Raw genomic sequence first — 14,988 nt, forward strand, 5'->3', positions numbered from 1 at the left:
GGCACCCCTCCCGCAGCGCGCGATCCGCTGCTAACTTCGCTACCTAACAAACGCTTGGTGGAAAGGTAGCTGATCTGCTCATGGGTGTCTCCACCTCCCGGCCGGACAAGGGCGTCGCGGTCATCACCGTCGATTTCCCGCCGGTCAACGCCCTTCCCGTACAGGGCTGGTACGACCTCGCGGACGCGGTCCGAGCGGCGGGCCGCGACCCCGACGTCCGCTGTGTCGTGCTCGCCGCCGAGGGACGCGGCTTCAATGCGGGCGTCGACATCAAGGAGATGCAGCGCGATACGGCGTCCGGCGGCCATGGAGCGCTCATCGGCGCCAACCGGGGCTGTGCGGAGGCGTTTTCGGCGGTCTACGAGTGCGAGGTGCCGGTCGTCGCCGCAGTGCACGGCTTCTGCCTGGGCGGCGGCATCGGCCTCGTCGGGAACGCGGATGCGATCGTGGCGAGCGACGATGCCACGTTCGGCCTGCCGGAGCTGGACCGCGGCGCGCTCGGCGCGGCCACCCACCTGGCCCGGCTGGTCCCGCAGCACCTGATGCGGGCGCTCTACTACACCTCGCGCACCGCCACCGCCGCCGAACTGCACGCCCACGGCTCGGTCTGGGAGGTCGTACCGCGCGACCAACTCCGCGATGCCGCACTGGAGTTGGCGCGCGAGATCGCCCGGAAGGACGGCTCTCTCATCCGCCTCGCCAAGGCCGCCATCAACGGCATCGACCCCGTCGACGTCCACCGCAGCTACCGCTTCGAGCAGGGCTTCACCTTCGAGGCGAACCTCAGCGGCGTCGCCGACCGCGTCCGCGACACCTTCGGGGCCCAGGGCGCGGCAGACAGCAAGGAGGACTGACCGTTGACCGACAAGACCATGACACCCGAGGACGTCGTCTCGCGGCTGACCAGCGGGATGACCCTCGGCATCGGCGGCTGGGGTTCGCGCCGTAAGCCGATGGCGCTGGTGAGAGCGCTGCTCCGGTCCGGGATCAGCGATCTCACCGTCGTCTCGTACGGCGGTCCCGACGTCGGCCTGCTCGCCGCCGCCGGGAAGATCCGCAAGCTGGTCGCCCCGTTCGCGACCCTCGACACCATCCCCCTCGAACCGCATTTCCGTGCGGCCCGCCAGCGCGGCGGCTTCGAGCTGATGGAGGTCGACGAGGCGATGTTCATGTGGGGCCTGCACGCCGCCGCGAACCGCCTGCCCTTCCTCCCCGTTCGCGCCGGCCTCGGCTCCGACGTCATGCGGGTCAACCCCGGCCTGAAGACGGTGACCTCGCCGTACGAGGACGGGGAGACCTTCGTCGCGATGCCCGCCCTGCGCCTGGATGCGGCGCTGGTGCACGTCAACCGCGCCGACCGGTTCGGCAACGGGCAGTACCTGGGCCCGGACCCGTACTTCGACGACCTGTTCTGCGAGGCCGCGGACAGCGCGTATGTCTCCTGCGAGCGGCTGGTGGACACCTTCGCCGGTGCCGTCCCACAGAGCCTGCTCATCAAACGGCACGCGGTCACCGGAGTCACCGAGACTCCGAACGGTGCGCACTTCACCTCCTGCGCCCCCGACTACGGCCGTGACGAGCCCTTCCAGAAGCTGTACGCCACCACCCCCTGGCCCGAGTTCGCCGAACGGTTCCTGTACGGCGACGAGAAGGCGTACCAGTCCGCGGTCCAGACCTGGCACGAGGAGCAGAAGTGAGCACGACCACGGGAGCCACGACCACGACCGCCGGCCGCGCCGAGTACTGCGTGGTCGCCTGCGCCGACGCCTGGCGCGACAACGGCGAGGTGCTGGCCAGCCCGATGGGCGTGATTCCCTCCATCGGCGCCCGGCTCGCCAAGCGCACCTTCTCCCCCGACCTTCTCCTCACCGACGGCGAGGCGATGATCGTCGGGCTCGACGGGGAGGCCGAGGGCTGGCTGCCCTACCGCCAGCACCTGGTCATGGTCACCGGCGGCAAGCGTCACGTCATGATGGGCGCGAGCCAGCTCGACCGCTTCGGCAACCAGAACATCTCCTGTATCGGCGACTGGCAGCAGCCCGCCCGCCAGCTTCTCGGCGTCCGCGGCGCACCCGTCAACACCCTGAACAATCCGGTCAGTTACTGGGTCCCGAAGCACTCGACGCGGGTCTTCGTGGAGCGGGTCGACATGATCAGCGGCGTCGGCTACGACAGCGCGGCCGCGGCCGGCCCGTCGGCGACCCGCTACCACCGCATCCCGCGAGTCGTCACCAACCTCGGCGTCCTCGACTTCGAGACCCCCGGCCGCGCCATGCGCCTGGCCTCCCGCCATCCCGGCGTGACGGTGGACGAGATCCTGGAGGCCACCGGCTTCCCGCTCACCCTGCCCGCGGACATCCCGTACACCCGCGAGCCCACCCCCGAGGAGCTGCGGCTGATCCGCGAGGTCATCGACCCGAAGGGGCTGCGCGACCGCGAGGTGCCGTCGTGAGCGAGACGAGTGAGGCGAGCGGTGCGAGTGAGGCGAGCCGTACCAGCGAGGCGAGCGGTACCAGCGAGGCAAGCCGTACCAGCGAGGCGAGCGGTACCAGTGGTGCGGACCTCGCGACCGCGCTGACGAAGCTGGTCGGCGTGCGGCGTCCGATCGTGCAGACCGGCATGGGCTGGGTGGCCGGACCCCGGCTGGTGTCGGCGGCCGCCAACGCGGGCGCTCTCGGGATCCTTGCCTCCGCCACCATGACCCCCGATCAGCTGCGGGCCGCCATCCGCGAGGTCGCCTCCCGTACGGACGAGCCGTTCGGCGTAAATCTGCGCGCGGACGCGGGCGATGCCGCCGAACGCGTACGGATCCTCGTGGAGGAGGGCGTACGGGTCGCCTCCTTCGCGCTGGCCCCGTCCCGTGAGCTGATCGCCCGGCTCAAGGACGCGGGAGTCATCGTCATCCCGTCCATCGGCGCGCGTCGGCACGCCGAGAAGGTCGCGGCCTGGGGAGCCGACGCGGTCGTCGTCCAGGGCGGCGAGGGCGGCGGCCACACCGGGAACGTCGCCACCACCGTGCTGCTCCCCCAGGTCGTCGACGCGGTCGGCATTCCGGTGATCGCCGCCGGCGGATTCTTCGACGGCCGGGGCCTGGTCGCCGCGCTGGCCTACGGTGCGGCCGGGATCGCGATGGGCACCCGTTTCCTGCTGACCTCGGACAGCACCGTGCCGCAGGCCGTACAGGCCCGCTATCTGGAAGCGTCCGTCAAGGACATCACCGTCACCACCAAGGTGGACGGTCTGCCGCACCGGATGCTGCGCAGCGAGCTGGTCGCGGCGCTGGAGCGGTCCGGGCGCACCGCCGCGCTCGCCAAGGCGGTGCGGCATGCCGCGTCATTCAAGAAGCTGTCCGGGCTGAGCTGGGTGCAGATGGTCCGCGACGGTCTGGCGATGAAGCACGGCAAGGATCTGACCTGGAGTCAGGTTCTGCTCGCGGCCAACACCCCGATGCTGCTGAAGGCGTCGATGGTGGACGGCCGTACCGACCTCGGCGTGATGGCCTCCGGCCAGGTCGCCGGCGTGATCGACGATCTGCCGTCGTGCGCCGAACTCGTGGACCGGATCATGGCCGAGGCGCATGCGGCGCTGGCGGCCCTGCCGCGCTGAGCTTCCCGCGCACGGGTCAACGCCCTCGCCCCGGGCCGGAGTTCAAGCCGAACGCCGGCCCGGGTGGGGCCCTCCCCTTCTCTCCCCCTCACCATCTCCCCCTCCCCTGACCTGGAGCTGCCGCGTGTTCCCCTCCCGTCGCCGCGCCACCACTCTCCTCTTCGGCTCCGCCCTCACCCTCGGCGGTCCGGGCTCCGTCACCGCCTGCGGGTCCCCGCCCTATCTGCTGCTGCGCCTGCTCGGCGTCCCGCATGCCGCCGCGGTGCAGGACTACCTGCTCTCCCACACGATCCGGCGCCCGGCGGACGCCAAGGTCAACGCGGGTCTCGAGAAGGCCGGGATGATGCGGGACACGGATCTGCTGCGGCCGCTTCAGGAGGTCCGCACCAGCTATCTGGACGCGGGGCCGGCGGAGCTGCGCAAGGAATACGGCGGCGTCCCGCGCTATCTCGCCGAGGGGCTCGGGCCGGCGCGGACCACGCCGGACCGGATCCGCGCCCATCTGCTGCGCTGACCCGGTCGGGGTCCGCCGCCCGGTCAGCGGGCGGTGGCGCGGGCCCCGGCGCGGCGGCCGGAGAACGCCGCGTCCGCGGCCTCGATGGCGGTGGACGCCCCGGCGGCGCCGCATCCCACAGCGCGGGGATCGGTTTCGGCGTCCCAGCGCATCACAGGCGCTCGATGATGGTGACGTTGGCCTGGCCGCCGCCTTCGCACATGGTCTGGAGGCCGAACCGGCCGCCGGTGCGCTCCAGTTCGTGCAGCAGTGTGGTCATCAGCCGGACGCCGGTGGCACCGAGCGGGTGGCCGAGCGCGATGGCACCGCCGTTGACATTGACCCGCTCGGGGTCGGCGCCGGTTTCCTTCAGCCAGGCCAGTACCACCGGCGCGAACGCCTCGTTGATCTCGACCAGGTCGATGTCGTCGATCGTCATGCCGGTCTTCTTCAGCGCGTACGCGGTGGCCGGGATCGGCGCGGACAGCATCCGGATCGGGTCATCGCCGCGTACCGAGAGGTGGTGGATGCGGGCGCGCGGGGTCAGGCCGTATTCGGCCACCGCCCGCTCGGAGGCCAGCAGCATGGCGGCCGCGCCGTCGGAGACCTGTGAGGAGACCGCCGCGGTCAGCCGGCCGCCCTCGACAACCGGTGCCAGCGAGGCCATTTTCTCCAGCGAGGTGTTCCGGCGCGGTCCCTCGTCGGCGGTCATGTCCCCGTAGGCGACGATCTCCCGGTCGAAGCGGCCTTCGTCCATGGCGCGCACCGCCCTGTGATGCGACCGGAGCGCGAACTCCTCCATGTCCGCGCGGGAGATGCCCCATTTGGTGGCGATCAGCTCGGCGCCGTGGAACTGGTTGACGGGGGCGTCGCCGTAGCGGGCCCGCCAGCCGTCGGAGCCGGCGTACGGGCCCTCGGTCAGGCCCAGCGGTTCGGCGGCCTGGCGGCCGGCGAAGGCGATCGGGACCTGCGACATGTTCTGTACGCCGCCCGCGACCACCAGGTCCTGGGTGCCGGAGAGCACGCCCTGGGCCGCGAAGTGGACGGCCTGCTGCGAGGAGCCGCACTGGCGGTCGACGGTGACGCCGGGCACCTCTTCGGGCAGTCCGGCGGCCAGCCAGCAGGTCCGGGCGATGTCCCCGGCCTGCGGTCCCACCGTGTCCAGGCAGCCGAAGACGACGTCCTCCACGGCGGCCGGATCGGCGCCCGTACGCTCCATCAGCGCCTGGAGCACATGCGCGCCGAGGTCGGCGGGGTGGACGGCGGCCAGTCCGCCGCCCTTCTTGCCGACGGGAGTGCGCAGCGCATCGACGATGTATGCCTCGGCCATGCTGGTCTCCTTACTGGAAAGTCTGCAGATGTGCCGGTCGGTTCCGCAAGGCGATGCCGTCGAGCACCATGGACAGGTACTGGCGGGCGATCTCCTCGGGGCTGTGCTGTGCGCCCGGCCGGTACCAGGAGGCGGCGACCCAGACGGTGTCGCGGACGAACCGGTACGTGAGCCGGAGGTCGAGATCGGCGCGGAAGACGTTGGCGGCCACCCCGCGCCGCAGCGTGCCCAGCCAGGCCTGCTCGAAGTTGCGCTGGGCGTCGGCGAGGTAGCCGAAGCGCGGCTGCTGGGCGGCCAGGTGCTTGGCTTCCTTCTGGTAGATCGCGACGGCCGCGCGGTGGTGGTCGATCTCCCGGAAGGACTCGGTGACGAGGGCCTCGATGGTCTCCCGGGGGCCGAGCCCGGCGGCGAGCACCGCCTCGTAGCCGGCCCCCAGCTCGTCCAGGAAGGTGGCGAGGATCTCGTCGAGCATCGACTCCTTGGAGTCGAAGTGGTAGTAGAGGCTGCCCGCGAGCATGCCGGCCGCGTCCGCGATCTGCCGGACGGTGGTCGCGTTGTAGCCCTGGGCGGCGAACACCTCCGCCGCGGTGGCGAGGAGTTCGCCGCGGCGGGTTTCAGGCATGCTGCGAGCTGACCGATACGGTCTCCCCGGTCATGTACGAGGCGTAGTCGCCGGCCAGGAAGACGATGACGTTGGCGACTTCCCAGGGCTCGGCGTAGCGGCCGAACGCCTCCTTCTCGGTGAGTTCGGCCAGCAGCTCGGGGGTGGTGACCTTCACCAGGTGCGGGTGCATGGCGAGGCTGGGTGCGACCGCGTTGATCCGTACGCCGTACGCGGCGGCCTCCATGGCGGCGCAGCGGGTCAGGGCCATCACCCCGGCCTTGGCGGCGGCGTAGTGGGCCTGGCCGCGCTGGGCGCGCCAGCCGACGACGGAGGCGTTGTTGACGATCACTCCGCCGTCGCCCGCCGCCTTCATCCGGCGCAGTGCGGCCCGGGTGCAGCGGAAGGTGCCGTTCAACGTCACGTCGAGGACGGTGCTCCACTGGTCGTCGGTCATGTCGACGAGGTCGGCGGTGCCGCCGAGCCCGGCGTTGTTGACCATGATGTCGAGGCGGCCATGGCGCTCCTGTGCGAGGTCGAGCAGCGCATTGACCTGGGCTTCGTCGGTGACGTCGCACGGCAGACCGGCCACCTTGTCCGCACCGAATTCCGCGGCGAGCGCGTCGGTGCTCTCCGTCAGGCGTCGCGCATGCGCATCGCCGATGACGATGCGGGCGCCTTCCTCGAGAAACCGGCGGGCGGTGGCGCCGCCGATGCCGGCTCCGGCGGCGGCGGTGATCACGGCGGTCCGGCCGGCGAGCAGGTGGTGGCCGGGCACGTAGGGGGGCGGTACGGCGGTCATGCGCGAGCCTCCTTCGGCAGGCCGAGCACCCGCTCGGCGATGATGTTCCGCTGGATCTCGTTGGAGCCGGCGTAGAGGGTGTCCGCGCGGGAGAAGAGGAACAGCCGCTGCCAGTCGTCCAGGTCGTACGGTTCCCCGGCGGCCAGGGTGCCGCCGGCGCCGCGGATGGCCATGGCGACCTTCCAGCCGTCGCCGGGCGCGCCCACGACGTGCCGGGCACGGGCTCCGTCGAAGAAGACCTCGTTGAATTCCGATGTGCCGGTCAGCTGGACGATGGGCCGGATCTCGACACCCGGCTGGTCCAGCGGGACGAGCAGGTAGGACAGGCCTCGGTGCCGTACGGAGCCCGCCTCGGTCCGCGCCACGACGAAGCACCACTGTGACTCATGGGCCAGTGACGTCCAGATCTTCTGGCCGTCGACGATCCACTCGCCGCGGTTGTCGTCCCGTACCGCCCGGGTCCGTACGTTGGCCAGGTCGGAGCCGGCGTCCGGCTCGCTGTAGCCCTGGCACCACAGTTCCTCGACGGCGCGGATCGGCGGCAGGAAGCGGGCGCGCTGCTCGGGCGTGCCGTGGGCGATGAGGGTGGGGCCGAGCAGCTGCTCGCCGATGTGGTTGACCCGTGCGGGGGCGTCGGCGAGGGCGTACTCCTCGTGGTGGGCGACCTGTTGTTCCAGGGTGGCGCCGCGGCCGCCGTGCTCCACCGGCCAGCCGACGCAGGTCCAGCCCGCGGCGGCCATGTGCCGCTCCCAGGCGAGGCGTTCGGGGAAGGCCTCGTGTTCGCGGCCGGGGCCGCCGCGGCCGCGCAGGGCGGCGAATTCGCCGGTGAGGTTGTCCCGCAGCCAGCCGCGGAACTCGGTGCGGAAGCTCTCGACGTGGGGTGGGGCCTCGACGCTGCTCATGGCGGTACGTTAACCTACCAAACACTTGTTAGGGAAGTTGTCCGTGAGGGAAGGAGGGGCGGGGAATGACCGCTGCCCACGACGACGGGCCCGTGCGCTATCAACGGCAAGGGCCGGTCGCGACCGTCACCATGAACCGGCCGGATTACCGCAACGCCCAGAATTCCGCGATGACCTACGCCCTCGACCGCGCCCTCTACCGCGCCGCGGACGACAGCGAGGTCAAGGTCGTCGTACTGGCCGGCGAGGGCCGGCACTTCTCCGCGGGCCATGACATCGGCACCCCCGAGCGCGATGCGCATCTGCCCTTCGAGCGGACGGCGGGGCTGTGGTGGGACCACTCGGACAAGAGCGGGGCCGAGAGCCGGTTCGCCCGCGAGTCCGAGGTCTATCTGGGCATGTGCCGCCGCTGGCGGGAGCTGCCCAAACCGGTCATCGCCTCCGTACAAGGGGCGTGTGTGGCAGGCGGGTTGATGCTCGCCTGGATCTGCGATCTGATCGTCGCCTCCGACGACGCCTTCTTCGCCGACCCCGTCGTACGGATGGGGATCCCCGGCGTCGAGTACTTCGCCCACCCGTGGGTGATGCCACCGCGCATCGCCAAGGAATTCCTCTACACCGGGGACCGGATGAGCGCCCGGCGGGCGTACGAGGTGGGGATGGTCAACCGCGTCGTACCGCGCACCGAACTGGCCGACCGTACCGAGGAGTTGGCGCTGCGCATCGCGGAGATGCCGCGCCTCGGGCTGGCCCTGACCAAGCGCGCCGTCAACCAGGCCGAGGACCTCCAGGGGCTGCACACCGGCATGGACTCCGTCTTCGGCCTGCACCACCTGGCGCACGCGCACAACGCGGAGACGGCCGCGGACCCGCTCGGCGGCATGGACATCGCGGCGATGAAGAAGGCGGGAGCCTGATGGACCTCGATTTCACCGGCGATGAGGACGCGTTCCGGGCCGAGGCCCGCGCCTGGCTCGCCGGGCACGTACCCGCCACGCCCCTCCCCTCACTGGAGACCGCGGAGGGCTTCGCCGCCCACCGCGCCTGGGAACACACCCTCGCCACGGACCGCTGGTCGGTGGTCTCCTGGCCGGCGGAGTACGGCGGCCGGGGCGCATCGATCCTCCAGTGGCTGATCTTCGAGGAGGAGTACTACGCCGCGGGCGCGCCGGGCCGGGTCAGCCAGAACGGCATCAACCTCCTGGCCCCCACCCTCTTCGAGCACGGCACCGACGAGCAACGCGCCCGCATCCTGGGCCCCATGGCCGGCGGCGAGGTCATCTGGGCGCAGGCCTGGTCGGAGCCGGAGTCGGGCTCGGATCTGGCGTCGCTGCGCTCGACGGCCGTACGCACCGGCGGCGGCTGGCTGCTGAGCGGACAGAAGACCTGGTCGTCCCGGGCCGCCTTCGCCGACCGCGCCTTCGGGCTCTTCCGCAGCGACCCGACCGCGCCTTCCCCGGGGATGCCCCCGGCCACCCGGCCGAAGCCGCACCAGGGGCTCACCTACCTCATGTTCCCGCTGGACGCGCCGGGCGTGACGGTCCGCCCCATCGGCCGCCTCGACGGCAAGCCCGCCTTCGCCGAACTCTTCCTCGACGAGGTCTTCGTGCCCGATGCGGACGTCATCGGCGAGCCGGGGCAGGGATGGCGGGTCGCGATGAGTACGGCCGGGAACGAGCGCGGGCTGACGCTGCGCAGCCCCGGACGCTTCACGGCGACGGCCGGCCGGCTGGCCGCGCTGTGGCGCGAGAACCCCGACGCCGCGCTCGGCGACCGGGTCGCCGACGCGGTGATCGGCGCCCGCGCCTACCAGCTCTTCACCTACGCCAACGCCTCCCGGCTCGCCGCGGGGGGCTCCTTGGGCGCCGAGTCCAGCCTCAACAAGGTCTTCTGGTCCGAGCTGGACATCGCCTTGCACGAGACCGCACTCGACCTTCTCGGCCCGTACGGCACCCTCGCCGACGACGCCAACGACGCTCCCGCGCACGGGAGTTGGGCCGAGGGTTACACCTTCTCCCTCGCCGGCCCCATCTATGCCGGCACCAACGAGATCCAGCGCGACATCATCGCCGAGCGGCTGCTCGGGCTGCCGAAGGGGCGAAGGACGTGACAACACAGACCGTGTGCAGGGGCCTCACCCCGCGCAACGACGACGCACGCCCAGCAGGCGGCGCACGCCGGGCGGGCCGGTCCGGCCGGGGGTCCGGGGGCTGTCCCCCGGGACAGCGCGGTATCGCCGAGCGGCTGCTCGGCCTGGCGAAGGGATGCCGGTGATGCGGTTCCTCCTGACCGATGAACAGCGGGAGTTCGGACGGACGCTGGACGACATGCTCGGCGCCTCCGGCACCCCTGCCGCCGTACGAGCCTGGGCTGCCGGGGATCACCAGCCGGGACGCGACGTGTGGGCGCGAGTGGCGGAGGCGGGGGTCTTCGGTCTCGCCGTGGCCGAAGAGCAGGGCGGGATGGGCGTACTGCCGGTCGAACTCACCACCGCATTCGCCGAGTTGGGGCGCCACGTGGTGCCGGGCCCTCTGGTGGAGACGGTGGCCGCGGCCGTCTTCCTGGGCCGCCTGGGTGAGGGTGCGGCGGCCGGTGAGTGGCTGCCGCGGATCGCATCGGGAAAGGCCGTCGTCAGCATGTGCGCCGGCGGCCCGTACGCGCTGGACGCGGACGCCGCCGACGCCGTGATCGCCGTCCAGGGCGACACCGCGCGTCTCACCGGACGCCACGGCCCCGTCCAGCCGTCCCTCGACCCGGCCCGCCGGTTGTCCCGTCCCGTCGGCGGCACCGTCCTCGCCCAGGGCCCGGCGGTCACCGCCGCCGCCGCGCACGCCGTCGGCATCGCGCGGCTGACCACGGCGGCGCAGTCCCTCGGCCTGGGCCGCGCACTGCTGGCGGCGACCGTCGCCTACGTCAAGCAGCGCACCCAGTTCGCGGTGCCCATCGGCTCCTTCCAGGCGGTGAAGCACCGGCTGGCCGACACCCTCATCGGGCTGGAGTTCGCGCAGCCGCTGGTGGACGCCGCGGCGCTGGCCATGGCGGCGGGCGCCCCGTCGGCCGGCCGGGAGACCGCCGCGGCGAAGGTCGCGGCGGGCGAGGCCGGCTACGCCGCGGCCCGTACCGCACTCCAGCTGCACGGCGCCCTCGGCTACACCGACGAGCTGGACCTCTCCCTCTGGATCCGCAAGGCCCGCGCGCTACGGGACGCCTGGGGGACGCCTGCCGAGTGCCGGGCCCTCGTGCTGGCGGGTTAGGGCCTGTCGTTCGGTCAGGTCGGGCTCGCGGCGCCTTCTCGTACGCACCGCCGCGGGCCGGGGGCGGCGTCCTGCGCATCGGGATCCGATGGGCGCCGCCCCGCCACGTCACGTGCGCGGATCAGCCCCGGCTCGCGACCCATCCCAGCTCCTTGGCGATCCGCTCCCGGTGCCGGGCCGGGGCCCCCAGGAGCTGAGCTGCGCCATGCGCCCGCTTGAAGTACCGATGGGCATCGTGCTCCCAGGTGATCCCGATGCCCCCGTGCAGCTGGATCATCTCCCCCGCCACCGCCGAAAACGCCTCCGAGCAGGCCGACTTGGCGACGGCCGCATAACGGCGGAGCTCCGGCGCCCCCTCGGCCGCCGCGAAGGCGGCGCCCAGGGCTGCCGACCGCGCCGCCTCCACCCGTACATAGGCATCCGCCAGCCGGTGTTTGACGGCCTGGAAGGAGCCGATGGGGCGGCCGAACTGCACCCGCTCCCCGGCGTACGCCACGGTCAGTTCGAGGCAGCGCTCCGCCGCGCCCACCTGCTCGGCGGCCAGTGCCACACAGCCGAGGTCCGTTACGTGCCGCAGCACGCGCCCGCCGTCGCCGTCCGTACCGATCAGCCGCCCCTCGGCCCCGTCCAGGACGATTCGCGCCTGCGGCCGGGAGGAATCCATCGTCACCAGCCGCTCGCGCCGCAGCCCCGGAGCGTCCACCGCCACCTCGAACAGCGACAGCCCCGCATCGGTGCGCGCGGCCACGACGAGGAGACCGGCGTCCGCGCCGTCCAGGACGTGTTCCTTGACGCCGGTGAGCCGCCAGGTCCCCGCTGCCGAGCGGCGGGCCCCGGCGCGGACCGCGTCCGGATGCCAGGAACCGTTCTCGGCCCAGGCCAGCGCGCCCACCACGCCTCCCCCCGCCAGCCCCGGCAGCAGGCCGGCGTCGCCCGCGGCGAGCACGGCCTGGGTCGTCAGCACGGCGGAGCCGAGGAACGGTACGGGAGCCAGCGCGCGCCCCAGTTCCTCCATGACGACATGGACTTCGAGCGCGCCGCAGCCCGCGCCTGCGTACTCCTCGGGCACCGCCAGCCCGGCCACACCGATCTGCTCGGTCAGCGGGCGCCATGCGCTCTCGTCCGGATGGCGGGTGAGCAACGCCCGTACGGCGGCGCGCAGTTCCTCGTGTTCCCCGGTCAGCCTCATGCGCCGAGTGCTCCTTTCCGTGCCATGCGGCGCAGCTCGCCCTTGAGGATCTTGCCGCCGGCGTTGCGGGGCAGTTCCGGCAGCAGGTGGTAGCGGCGCGGCGCCTTGGAGTTGGCGAGCCGTTCGCGGGTCCAGGCGGTGAGCTCGTCGGGGTCGGGGGCGGTGCCCGGCGTGGGCACGACGAAGGCGATGCCCACCTCGCCGAGCCGGTCGTCGGGGGCTCCGACGACGGCGATGTCGGCGACGGCGGGATGTCCGCGCAGCACCTGTTCGACCTCCGCGGGGTAGGCGTTGAAGCCGCCGACGACGTACATGTCCTTGATCCGGTCGGTGAGGGCGAGGAAGCCGCGTTCGTCGAGCACTCCGACGTCGCCGGTGTGCAGCCAGCCGTCCGGGTCGATGGCCCGGCCGGTGGCCACCGGGTCGTCGAGGTTGCCGCGCATGACGTGGTAGCCCCGGACGACCACCTCGCCCGGTTCGCCCGTGGGTAGCGGCTCCCCGGCCGGGTCGACGATGCGCAGTTCGGTGCCGGGCAGTGGCAGGCCGACGGTGTGCGCGAGGGTCCAGGCGTCGGCGTCGGTCGGGCAGACCGTCACCACACCGGCGGACTCGGTCAGCCCGTAGGCGGTGAAGACGTCCGGGGCGCCGAGCACGTCGCGGATCTCCTGGACGAGTTCCGTGGGCACGGTGGCGGCTCCGGTTCCGGCCAGGCGGAGCGCGGTGAGGTGGTGGCGGTCGCGGGCCGGGTGGTGGATCAGGCCGTGGAAGACGGTCGGCGGGCCCATGAGCACGCTGACGGATTCGGCCGCCATGCGCCGCAGGATGCGGTCGGTGTCGTAGACCGGTTCGGGCAGCATGGTGACGCCGCGCAGGAGGCAGGCGAGGATGCCGGCCTTGTAGCCGAAGGTGTGGAAGAAGGGGTTGACGAGGAGGTAGCGGTCGCCCTCGCGCAGGGTTACCAGGCGGGACCAGGCGTCGAAGACGCGGAGGGTCTGGCCGTGGGTGGTCATCACACCCTTGGGGCGGCCGGTGGTGCCGGAGGTGAAGAGGATGTCGGCGAGGTCGTCGGGGCCGACGGCGTCCTGGCGGGCGGTGAGTTCGGCGTCGGTGACGGTACGGCCGCCGTCCAGATAGTCGCCGAAGGTCGCGGTCGCGGTGGCCGGGTGCGGCGCTCCGGCGTCTTCCGCGGACGGCGCACCGTGAGGAGGACCAGGACGGCCCCGACGGAGACGGCGCCGAGCACCGCGGTGATCCATTGGCGGCTGTTGGGGGCCCAGACGGCGATCCGGTCGCCGTGCCGTACACCGTGTGCGATGGCGGCGCGTGCCGCGGCGGCTATCTCCTCCCGCAGCTGGGCGAAGGTCCAGCGGACCTCGCCGTCGACGAGCGCTTCCCGGTCGCCGAATGCCCGCGCGGCGTGCGCGACGAGCTGTGCGATGGTGGCCGGCTCTCCTTGGTCAGGCGGCCCTTGATGGTGGTGTGCCCTGGTCATGGCCTCCCGCTCCCTTGCTCGGGGGTGGCGGCCGCGGTCCCGCGCGGTGCCGCCTACTTGACGTGCGGACGTGGCCGGTATCCAATCACAGTGTTTCGGTTAGACATATACCTAGTAGAAACAACTTTGGGAGGCCGCGCGCCCACCTTCGCCCCCGACACCCCGCCGCCGCCCGCCGCACCGGCGCCCTCCGTCGACGACGCGGCGATGCGCGACGCACTGAGCAGCTTCTGCACCGGCGTCGCCGTGATCACCGCGCGCCGGCCCGACGGCCGGCCGGCCGGTATGGCGGTGCAGTCGTTCGCCTCGGTGTCCCTCGACCCGCCCCTGGTGTGCTTCTGCCCGGCGCGGACCTCCACCACCTGGCCGAAGATCAGCGCCGCCGGGCGGTTCGCGGTCAATCTTCTGGCGGCCGATCAGCAGGAGTTGTGCCGCCGGTTCGCGGTCACCGGCGGGGACAAGTTCACCGGGGTCGACTGGCGGACCGGGGTGAACGGAGCGCCGCTGCTAACCGCCGCGCTCGCGACGATCGAATGCGACCTGGTGGACACCCTGCCGGGCGGCGACCATGTCATCGCGCTGGGCAGGGTCACCGCGCTCACGCCCGCGGACCGGGTCCGGGACACCGGTCCGCTGCTCTACTTCCGCCGCACCTACGGGCGCTTGCGGTCCATCTCGTCCAGGTCGGCCAGCATCGCGTCGGCCAGATCCCGCTCGGAGGCGTAGTACCGCTCCGACCACTTCAGGACGAGTGACGGGTAGGCCCACTCCTCCTTGTCCCGGGCGCCCGCCGCATCGACCTCGGCGCGCCGGCGCATGGTCTCGGCGTACTCCCGGTGCCGGCCGAGCACTTCACGCATCTGGTCACCCTCGAGCAGGTGGCCGAGCCAGAGCCGCAGCATCACGCCGTGCTTGAGGACCGGGGGCTCCACCGACGCCTCGCGCGCCCAGTGGCGCACCGCGTCCATCCCCTCGTCGGTGATCAGATAGACCCGCTTGTCGCGGTTGCCGGTCTCCTGCGCGACCATCCGCGAGGTGACGTAACTGACCTTCTCGAGCCGCTTCAGTTCGCCGTAGATCTGGCTGAAGGACGGGCTCCAGTAGAAGAAGCGCAACGACCAGTCCGACCACTTCTTCAGGTCGTAGCCGGAGAGCTCCTCGCCGAACGAGAGCAACCCCAGCACCGCCCAACTCGTCGCCGGCAGCGCCGGGCGTTCGACGTCGCCGGCCTTCGGTCCGCTCGCCTTCTTCTCCGTCACGGTCCGCAGTCTACGGTCCGCCTCACACCGCACCTGACAGGACATCGCCAACTCCACTTC

General features: G+C 72.1%; 18 protein-coding genes. 9 read left to right on the top strand and 9 right to left on the bottom strand.

What is annotated here, in order from left to right:
* Positions 1-80 precede the first annotated feature (80 nt).
* The 5 genes from ACZ4S3_RS36770 (at position 81) to ACZ4S3_RS36790 (ending at position 4,120) form a co-directional block, all read left to right on the top strand.
* Positions 81-854 carry an enoyl-CoA hydratase family protein gene (locus ACZ4S3_RS36770; RefSeq protein ID WP_467942731.1) on the top strand — a complete coding sequence of 258 codons (774 nt, stop codon included), beginning with the start codon at positions 81-83 and terminating at the stop codon, positions 852-854.
* A 3-nt stretch (positions 855-857) separates the two neighbouring features.
* Positions 858-1,697, top strand: coding sequence for a CoA transferase subunit A (locus tag ACZ4S3_RS36775; protein ID WP_467942733.1), 840 nt, complete (start codon positions 858-860; stop codon positions 1,695-1,697).
* Positions 1,694-2,452, top strand: a complete 759-nt coding sequence (locus tag ACZ4S3_RS36780) for a CoA-transferase subunit beta (RefSeq protein ID WP_467942734.1) — start codon at positions 1,694-1,696, stop codon at positions 2,450-2,452. The genes ACZ4S3_RS36775 and ACZ4S3_RS36780 overlap by 4 nt, the downstream gene beginning before the upstream one ends.
* A complete protein-coding gene (locus ACZ4S3_RS36785) occupies positions 2,449-3,606 on the top strand; it encodes an NAD(P)H-dependent flavin oxidoreductase (RefSeq protein WP_467942736.1) in 1,158 nt (385 codons plus the stop codon). Before ACZ4S3_RS36780 ends, ACZ4S3_RS36785 begins: the two co-directional genes overlap by 4 nt.
* 124 nt (positions 3,607-3,730) lie before the next feature.
* Positions 3,731-4,120 carry a tyrosine-protein phosphatase gene (locus tag ACZ4S3_RS36790; protein WP_467942738.1) on the top strand — a complete coding sequence of 130 codons (390 nt, stop codon included), beginning with the start codon at positions 3,731-3,733 and terminating at the stop codon, positions 4,118-4,120.
* A 23-nt stretch (positions 4,121-4,143) separates the two neighbouring features.
* Here the strand turns inward: ACZ4S3_RS36790 and ACZ4S3_RS36795 are convergent, their stop codons facing one another.
* The 5 genes from ACZ4S3_RS36795 to ACZ4S3_RS36815 are packed head-to-tail and all read right to left on the bottom strand — an operon-like array spanning position 4,144 to position 7,734.
* Positions 4,144-4,272 (bottom strand): hypothetical protein, encoded by a 129-nt coding sequence (locus ACZ4S3_RS36795; protein ID WP_467942740.1) that lies wholly within the window; start codon positions 4,270-4,272, stop codon positions 4,144-4,146.
* The gene (locus tag ACZ4S3_RS36800; protein WP_467942742.1) at positions 4,272-5,429 is read right to left on the bottom strand and encodes an acetyl-CoA C-acetyltransferase; all 1,158 of its coding nucleotides are present in this window, start codon (positions 5,427-5,429) and stop codon (positions 4,272-4,274) included. The genes ACZ4S3_RS36795 and ACZ4S3_RS36800 overlap by 1 nt, the downstream gene beginning before the upstream one ends.
* Before the next feature lie 10 nt (positions 5,430-5,439).
* On the bottom strand, positions 5,440-6,051 hold the full coding sequence (locus tag ACZ4S3_RS36805; protein ID WP_467942744.1) for a TetR/AcrR family transcriptional regulator: 612 nt from the start codon (positions 6,049-6,051) through the stop codon (positions 5,440-5,442).
* A complete protein-coding gene (locus ACZ4S3_RS36810; RefSeq protein ID WP_467942746.1) occupies positions 6,044-6,832 on the bottom strand; it encodes an SDR family oxidoreductase in 789 nt (262 codons plus the stop codon). The genes ACZ4S3_RS36805 and ACZ4S3_RS36810 overlap by 8 nt, the downstream gene beginning before the upstream one ends.
* Complete coding sequence (locus ACZ4S3_RS36815) at positions 6,829-7,734, bottom strand: acyl-CoA dehydrogenase family protein (protein ID WP_467942748.1); 906 nt, start codon at positions 7,732-7,734, stop codon at positions 6,829-6,831. Before ACZ4S3_RS36815 ends, ACZ4S3_RS36810 begins: the two co-directional genes overlap by 4 nt.
* A 65-nt stretch (positions 7,735-7,799) precedes the next feature.
* Between ACZ4S3_RS36815 and ACZ4S3_RS36820 the strand changes: the two genes are divergently transcribed.
* From ACZ4S3_RS36820 to ACZ4S3_RS36830, 3 genes are all read left to right on the top strand, one after another.
* Complete coding sequence (locus ACZ4S3_RS36820) at positions 7,800-8,651, top strand: enoyl-CoA hydratase (protein ID WP_467942750.1); 852 nt, start codon at positions 7,800-7,802, stop codon at positions 8,649-8,651.
* Complete coding sequence (locus ACZ4S3_RS36825; RefSeq protein ID WP_467942752.1) at positions 8,651-9,844, top strand: acyl-CoA dehydrogenase family protein; 1,194 nt, start codon at positions 8,651-8,653, stop codon at positions 9,842-9,844. The genes ACZ4S3_RS36820 and ACZ4S3_RS36825 overlap by 1 nt, the downstream gene beginning before the upstream one ends.
* A 163-nt stretch (positions 9,845-10,007) precedes the next feature.
* Entirely contained in the window at positions 10,008-10,988 is a 981-nt protein-coding gene (locus ACZ4S3_RS36830; protein WP_467942754.1) for an acyl-CoA dehydrogenase family protein, read from the top strand.
* Positions 10,989-11,109: 121 nt separating this feature from the next.
* Here the strand turns inward: ACZ4S3_RS36830 and ACZ4S3_RS36835 are convergent, their stop codons facing one another.
* From ACZ4S3_RS36835 to ACZ4S3_RS36845, 3 genes are read right to left on the bottom strand one after another with little or no spacing between them, the layout of a single operon-like run.
* Positions 11,110-12,177 carry an acyl-CoA dehydrogenase family protein gene (locus tag ACZ4S3_RS36835; RefSeq protein ID WP_467942756.1) on the bottom strand — a complete coding sequence of 356 codons (1,068 nt, stop codon included), beginning with the start codon at positions 12,175-12,177 and terminating at the stop codon, positions 11,110-11,112.
* Positions 12,174-13,229 carry an AMP-binding protein gene (locus tag ACZ4S3_RS36840; protein WP_467942853.1) on the bottom strand — a complete coding sequence of 352 codons (1,056 nt, stop codon included), beginning with the start codon at positions 13,227-13,229 and terminating at the stop codon, positions 12,174-12,176. Before ACZ4S3_RS36840 ends, ACZ4S3_RS36835 begins: the two co-directional genes overlap by 4 nt.
* The gene (locus ACZ4S3_RS36845) at positions 13,187-13,669 is read right to left on the bottom strand and encodes an AMP-binding protein (RefSeq protein WP_467942758.1); all 483 of its coding nucleotides are present in this window, start codon (positions 13,667-13,669) and stop codon (positions 13,187-13,189) included. The genes ACZ4S3_RS36840 and ACZ4S3_RS36845 overlap by 43 nt, the downstream gene beginning before the upstream one ends.
* Before the next feature lie 126 nt (positions 13,670-13,795).
* Here ACZ4S3_RS36845 and ACZ4S3_RS36850 point away from each other — a divergent pair, with 126 nt between their 5' ends.
* On the top strand, positions 13,796-14,395 hold the full coding sequence (locus tag ACZ4S3_RS36850; RefSeq protein ID WP_467942760.1) for a flavin reductase family protein: 600 nt from the start codon (positions 13,796-13,798) through the stop codon (positions 14,393-14,395).
* On the opposite strand, the gene ACZ4S3_RS36855 is transcribed toward ACZ4S3_RS36850, so the two are convergent.
* Positions 14,323-14,928, bottom strand: a complete 606-nt coding sequence (locus tag ACZ4S3_RS36855) for a PadR family transcriptional regulator (RefSeq protein WP_467942762.1) — start codon at positions 14,926-14,928, stop codon at positions 14,323-14,325. The two genes, ACZ4S3_RS36850 and ACZ4S3_RS36855, sit on opposite strands and share 73 nt — an antisense overlap.
* Positions 14,929-14,988 lie beyond the last annotated feature (60 nt).

The sequence above is a fragment of the Streptomyces sp. NPDC028368 genome (assembly GCF_055565615.1).